The sequence below is a fragment of the Oceanibaculum pacificum genome (assembly GCF_001618175.1).
Taxonomy (GTDB): domain Bacteria; phylum Pseudomonadota; class Alphaproteobacteria; order Oceanibaculales; family Oceanibaculaceae; genus Oceanibaculum; species Oceanibaculum pacificum.
Window position 1 is genome coordinate 1 of record NZ_LPXN01000065.1, and the last position, 6,812, is coordinate 6,812.

General features: G+C 66.8%; 4 protein-coding genes. All 4 read right to left on the reverse strand.

The window, feature by feature from the left end; all coding sequences use genetic code 11:
• Nucleotides 1-82: 82 nt before the first annotated feature.
• On the reverse strand, nt 83-823 hold the full coding sequence (locus tag AUP43_RS04880) for an RNA methyltransferase (RefSeq protein ID WP_067553345.1): 741 nt from the start codon (nt 821-823) through the stop codon (nt 83-85).
• Between the two features lie 149 nt (nt 824-972).
• On the reverse strand, nt 973-2,571 hold the full coding sequence (cimA, locus tag AUP43_RS04885; protein WP_067553347.1) for a citramalate synthase: 1,599 nt from the start codon (nt 2,569-2,571) through the stop codon (nt 973-975).
• A 103-nt stretch (nt 2,572-2,674) separates the two neighbouring features.
• On the reverse strand, nt 2,675-3,901 hold the full coding sequence (locus AUP43_RS19200; protein ID WP_067553353.1) for a DUF4157 domain-containing protein: 1,227 nt from the start codon (nt 3,899-3,901) through the stop codon (nt 2,675-2,677).
• Between the two features lie 136 nt (nt 3,902-4,037).
• A complete protein-coding gene (gene ppdK, locus AUP43_RS04895) occupies nt 4,038-6,731 on the reverse strand; it encodes a pyruvate, phosphate dikinase (RefSeq protein ID WP_067553355.1) in 2,694 nt (897 codons plus the stop codon).
• Nucleotides 6,732-6,812 lie beyond the last annotated feature (81 nt).

Below are 6,812 nucleotides of genomic sequence, written 5' to 3' on the forward strand. Positions count from 1 at the left end.
CCCGGAAGGGGAGAGGGATGCCGGAGCTTGGCGAGGGAACGAGCCTAGCGAAGGCCGGGTGAGGGGAGACCCGCACCAGTCCCTACTCTGCCGGTCCCGCCTTGGTCAGCGCCTTCACCGCGCCGTGCAGGGTGCGCAGCTCCTGTTCGGTCGGGGCGGCGCGCTGGAAGGCGTTGCGCAAATTGCGCGTCACCGTGTGGCGCAGATGCGGCTCGGTCATGAAGCCGCCGCGCTCCAGATGCTCGACCAGCCGGCTCATGAAATTCTCGAACTCGGCCTTGGGCGCCGGCACATCGGCCCCGCCGGAGAGGTAGCGGCCCGGCGTTTCGTCGCCCGCCTGATACCATTCATAGGCCAGCAGCAGCACCGCCTGGGCCAGGTTCAGCGAGGTGAAGTCCGGGTTCAGCGGCACGGTCAGCACCGTGTCGGCGGCGGCCACCTCGTCATTCTCCAGCCCGGCGCGCTCCGGCCCGAACAGCACGCCGCAGCGCCTGCCATCGGCGATCAGGTCGCGCAGCTCGGTCCCGGCCTGGCGCGCGGTGACGATAGGCTTGGCCTGCGCCCGGCTGCGCGCCGTGGTGGCGTAGACATGGTTCAGATCGGCAATCGCCGCGTCCACCGTATCGAACAGCACCGCCGCATCGAGCACCCGGTCGGCGCCCGACGCCGCCGCCCAGGCCGCCTCGTTCGGCCAGCCGTCGCGCGGGCGCACCAGGCGCATCTCGGTCAGCCCGCCATTCAGCATGGCGCGCGCGGCCATGCCGATATTCTCGCCCAGCTGCGGGCGTACCAGGATGACGATAGGGGACGCGCTGATGGTCATGGATAGGGACGCTCCGAACTTTCCTCCATCACCATCCTCGAGCTTGACCCGAGGATCCAGGGGCGGTGCTAAGCCCGTATCGTCTCGGCCTGCCGCTCTGGATTGCCGGGTCAAGCCCGGCAATGACAAGGAGTGTTTGTCTTTTTTGCTCACGCCGCCGGGCGGACGCCGGCGCGCATCAGCTTGTAGGTGATACTGTCGGACAGCGCGTCGACCGAGGCGTTCAGGATGTTCGGCGAGACGCCCACTGTGGTCCAGCGCTCGCCGTCGGCATCCTCGGATTCGATCATCACGCGGGTAATGGCGCGGGTGCCGTCGTTCGGCGTCAGGATGCGCACCTTGTAGTCGACCAGTTGCAGATGCTCGACACCGGGATAATCGCCGACCAGCGCCTTGCGCAGCGCATTGTCGAAGGCGTTCACCGGGCCGTTGCCCAACGCCACCTCGTAGCGCACCGCATTGCCGATGGCGACGCTGACGGTCGCCTCCGCCTCGGTGACGAGCTGGCCGCGGGCGTTAAAGCGGCGTTCGTCCATCACCCGGAAGCGCTGCAAGGTGAAGAATTGCGGCACATGGTCCAGCATGCGTCGGGCCAGCAGCTCGAAGCTCGCTTCCGCGCCGTCATAGGCATAGCCCTCGAACTCGCGCTCCTTCACCGTCTCGACCAGGCTGTTGACCTTCGGGTCCTTGGGGTCGATCTCCAGCCCGATCTCGCGGAACCGGGCCAGGATGTTGGAACGGCCGGCCTGGTCGGAAACCACGACATGGCGGGCATTGCCGATCAGCGACGGATCGACATGCTCGTAGGAGCGCGGGTCCTTCTCGATGGCCGAGACATGCAGCCCGCCCTTATGCGCGAAGGCGGATTCGCCGACATAGGCCTGCTGGCGGTTGGGCTGGCGGTTCAGCCGCTCGTCCAGCATGCGCGAGACATCGCGCAGATTGCGCAACCCATCCTCGCCGATGCCGACATCGAAGCCCATCTTCAGCGTCAGGCTGGGAATCAGCGAGACCAGATTGGCGTTGCCGCAGCGCTCGCCCAGCCCGTTCAGGGTGCCCTGAATCTGCCGTGCCCCGGCACGCACGGCGGCCAGGCTGTTGGCGACCGCATTCTCGGTATCGTTATGGCAATGAATGCCCAGCCGGTCGCCCGGCACATGCTTGGCGACCTCGGCCACGATGGCCTCCACCTCGTGCGGCAGCGTGCCGCCATTGGTATCGCACAGCACGATCCAGCGCGCGCCGGATTCGTAGGCGGTCCTGGCGCAGGCCAGCGCGAAGCCGGGATTGGCCTTGTAGCCGTCGAAGAAATGCTCGCAATCGAACATCACCTCCTCGGCCCGCTCGCCGGCCAGCTTCAGGCTGTCGGCGATCATCTCCAGATTTTCGTCCAGCGTGCAGTTCAGCGCCGTGGTGACGTGGAAATCCCAGGTCTTGCCCACCAGGCACACCACCTTGGCCTTGCTGTTCAGCACCGCCATCAGGCCGGGATCGTTGGCCGCCGAGCGGCCCGGCCGCCGGGTCATGCCGAAGGCCGACAGGCGCGCGCGGGAAAGCTTGGGCGGCGCGCCGAAGAACGCGTCGTCGGTCGGGTTGGCGCCGGGCCAGCCGCCCTCGATATAGTCGATGCCCAGGCGGTCGAGCGCGCGGGCAATCGCAATCTTATCCGGCACGGAGAAATCCACGCCTTGCGTCTGCCCGCCATCGCGGAGCGTGGAGTCGTAGAGATAGACCCGCTCCTTGCTCATGTCCCGCACCCGATCCGTCATGAAATGATAAGGGGCGCGAGTATCACGGATGCCGCAGGGCGGCGCAAGCGCGGGTTCTAGCCAGACGGGCGCGGACAAGAAATCAGATCGCGTTATAGAAAGCGCCGGGCCGGGTGATGAGACCGCGATATTCCCAGGTCCCGATGCCGGCAGCGGCAAGCACGTCAAGCGCCCAGGAGGCGCAGTTGGAAAAGGCGTTATAGGACGGTCCGCCGCCCCATCCATGATCACCGGGATCATTCCGCGCCGTATCGAGATTAAGCCGGCGATCCTCGTTCATCTTGGTCATGGCGCGGGCTGCCTGCGCTTCGCTGATCGGCCAGGTCTTCCGTTTCAGGTTGCCGTCCCCCAGGCTGTCAAACTCGACATAGATACGCCCCGATTGCCCTCTCGCCGTATTCAGAAAATATCCAATCCTGCTGCGCAAGGTGTCGTCCGGCAGATCGCGCGGCGACAGGCCCATCGCCATGGTCACCTGGCCATCCATCTCGATGGTGACGAAGGCGTGGCCGACATCGAGCCGGCCATGCTTATAGGCGTTCAGGGTAATGCTGTATTGCGGCGGCGTATTCCTGAGGCGCGCTGGCCGGTTGGTCCGGCGGGCGATCGGCACGTTGAGCTGCCCGCCCGGCGTATCGCCGCTGAGATAATGGCCGGCGAGCAAGGACGTCACGCCCGCGACGCCGATGCCGACCGCACCGAAGCCGGTTGCGAAGGCCAGCCCCGCCCCCACCACGCCGGCGGCAGCCCCCCAGGACCAGCGCGGCTGCGCCACCAGATGCGGATGGGATGTCGGAAGGCCCGGCTGCCGCTGCACGGCCCCGCCGCCTGGCATCCCTACCGCCATCGCCGCTTTCACGCCGATGGCGTCTGCCTGCGCTTCCAGCGCGCGGTCGCTGACCACGGCGATGCCGCTGCCGAAGGGGTTGCGCACGCGGCCCTGGCGCTGCTGGACGACATGGGCCAGTTCATGGCCGAGCAGTTGCAGCCCCTGGCGGCTGTTGGGATCGTAGCGGCCGGGCGCGAAATGGATGGTGGAGCCGAGCGTGAAGGCGACCGCGCCCAAGGCCGGCGCTTCCGGGCCGATGCGGATTCGCACATCGCCCAGGCTGGCCCCCAGCACGCTTTCCATGCGCCGCTGGATCGCCGGCGGTAGGGGTTGACCCAGGGACTGACCACCGCCCGCGCCCAGCCGGGCCGCCATCGCCGGCGTCACCTGGAACGATTCGCCGCCGCCATGACGCTGGACCACCAGACCGCGCGGCATGCGACCGGCGGCGAAATAGCCCTGAATGATTCCGTTCCGCATGCCCGCCCCCGACAAAGCCGCGTCCGGACACAGAATACAACCTAAAGATGTCTATCGATAGACAGGCAATCGCATGCGGCGAGAGCGCGGGCGAGCTTGTCGGGGCGGGCTTGCCGGACCCGCCCCCTTTTTTCGATCAGGCGTTCTCTTTCTTGCGCAGCGCGGCGGCTCCGCCGGCAATCGCGGCCTGGGCGGCGGCGAGGCGGGCGATGGGCACGCGGAAGGGCGAGCAGGAGACGTAATCCAGCCCGACTTCCTGGCAATACTGGATCGAGGCCGGGTCGCCGCCATGCTCCCCGCAGATGCCCAGCTTGATATCCGCGCGGGTCTTGCGGCCACGCTCGACGGCAATCGCCATCAGCTCGCCGACGCCCTCGGTATCGAGCGACTGGAACGGATCGCCCTCCAGTATCCCCTGATCCTCGTAGGTTTTCAGGAAGGAGCCGGAATCGTCGCGCGACAGGCCGAAGGTGGTCTGCGTCAGATCGTTGGTGCCGAAGCTGAAGAACTCGGCGCTTTCGGCTATTTCGGCGGCCTTCAGCGCGGCGCGCGGCAGCTCGATCATGGTGCCGACCAGATAGGTGATCTGCTGCCCCGCCTCTTCCATCACCGCCTTGGCGGTACGGTCGATGACGGCCTTCAGAATGTCGAGCTCCTTGCGGGTGGCGACCAGCGGAATCATGATTTCCGGCGTCACCGTATCGCCATCCTGCTTCAACACCTCGGCGACCGCTTCGAAGATGGCGCGGGCCTGCATCTCGTAGATCTCCGGGTACGAGATGCCGAGGCGGCAGCCGCGATGGCCCAGCATCGGGTTCGATTCCTTCAGCTGCACGGCGCGCTGGCGCAGCGCTTCGGCATCGACGCCGGCCGCCTTGGCCACCGTGGCGATCTCCTCGTCGGTGTGCGGCAGGAATTCGTGCAGCGGCGGATCGAGCAGGCGGATGGTGACCGGCAGGCCCTTCATGATCTGGAACAGCTCGACGAAATCCTGGCGCTGCATCGGCAGAATCTTGGCCAGCGCCAGGCGGCGGCCCTTCTCCGTCGAGGCCATGATCATCTCGCGCACGGCGACGATGCGCTCGGCATCGAAGAACATATGCTCGGTGCGGCACAGGCCGATGCCTTCCGCGCCGAACTTGCGGGCCGCGCGGGCGTCGGCCGGGGTTTCGGCGTTGGTGCGCACCTTCATGGTGCGGATGCCGTCGGCCCATTCCATCAGCTCGGCAAAATCGCCGGAGAGCTGCGGCTGGATGGTCGGCACCTCGCCCAGCATCACCTCGCCGGACGCGCCGTCGATGGTCAGCGTGTCGCCTTCCTTCACGATGGCCTCGCCGGCATACATCAGCTTCTTCGCGTAGTCGATGCGCAGCTCGCCCGCCCCCGACACGCAGGGCCGGCCCATGCCGCGCGCGACGACCGCCGCGTGGCTGGTCATGCCGCCGCGCGTCGTCAGGATGCCGCGCGCCGCGTGCATGCCGTGAATATCCTCCGGGCTGGTCTCGATGCGCACCAGGATAACGGCCTCGCCGCGCCCGGCCTGCGCCTCGGCGGCGTCGGCGGTGAACACCACCTTGCCGGACGCAGCGCCCGGCGAGGCCGGCAGGCCGCGACCCAATACCTTGCGTTCGGCCTTCGGGTCCAGCGTCGGGTGCAGCAGCTGGTCCAGCGCCGACGGCTCGACGCGCTGCACCGCCTCGGTCCGGTCGATCAGCTTCTCATGCACCATATCGACCGCGATCTTCAGCGCGGCGGCGGCCGTGCGCTTGCCGTTGCGGGTCTGCAGCATCCACAGCTTGTTCTGCTGCACGGTGAATTCGATGTCCTGCATGTCGCGGTAATGCTTTTCCAGCTTCTCGCGCACATCCATCAGCTGGGCGAACACGCCCGGCATCACCTCCTCCATGGAGGGCAGGTCGGATTCGGCGGCCTCGCGGCCCTGCACCGTCAGCGACTGCGGGGTGCGGATGCCGGCCACCACATCCTCGCCCTGCGCATTGACCAGGAATTCGCCATAGAACAGGTTTTCGCCGGTCGACGGGTTGCGGGTGAAGGCCACGCCGGTGGCGCAATCATCGCCCATATTGCCGAACACCATGGCCTGCACATTGACCGCCGTGCCCCAGCTGGCCGGAATGTCGTGCAGCCGGCGATAGACGATCGCGCGCTGGTTCATCCAGGAGCCGAACACCGCGCCGATGGCGCCCCAGAGCTGTTCCTGCGGGTCCTGCGGGAAGGGCTTGCCGAGCTCTTCCTCGACCTTCGCCTTATACTGCTCGACGACGGCCTTCCAATCATCGGCGGTCATCTGGGTGTCCAGGCGATAGCCCTTCTCATCCTTGGCGGATTCGAGGATTTCCTCGAAATGGCCGTGATCGACCTCCAGCACGACATCGCCATACATCTGGATGAAGCGGCGATAGCTATCATAGGCGAAGCGCGGATCGCCGGACTTCTTGGCCAGCCCCTCGACCGTGATGTCGTTCAGGCCCAGATTCAGCACCGTGTCCATCATGCCCGGCATCGAGGCCCGCGCGCCGGAGCGCACGGAGACCAGCAGCGGGTCCGCGGGGTCGCCGAACTTCATGCCCAGCGCCTTTTCCAGGCCGGCCAGCGCGGCATCGGCCTGCGCCTTCAGCTCCGCCGGGTACTGGTTGCCATTGTCGTAATAATGGGTGCAGACCTCGGTCGAGATGGTAAAGCCCGGCGGCACCGGCAGGCCCAGGCTGCTCATCTCAGCCAGATTGGCGCCCTTGCCGCCCAGAAGATTGCGCATCCCGGCATTGCCGTCGGCCTTGCCGTCACCGAAGCTGTACACCCACTTGGTCATGTTCTACCCGCCTTAGCGTTCGACCACCTGCGGAGCCGGAGGCTCCGCGCTCTATGCTCAGTCTCCCCTCACCCAGCTCCG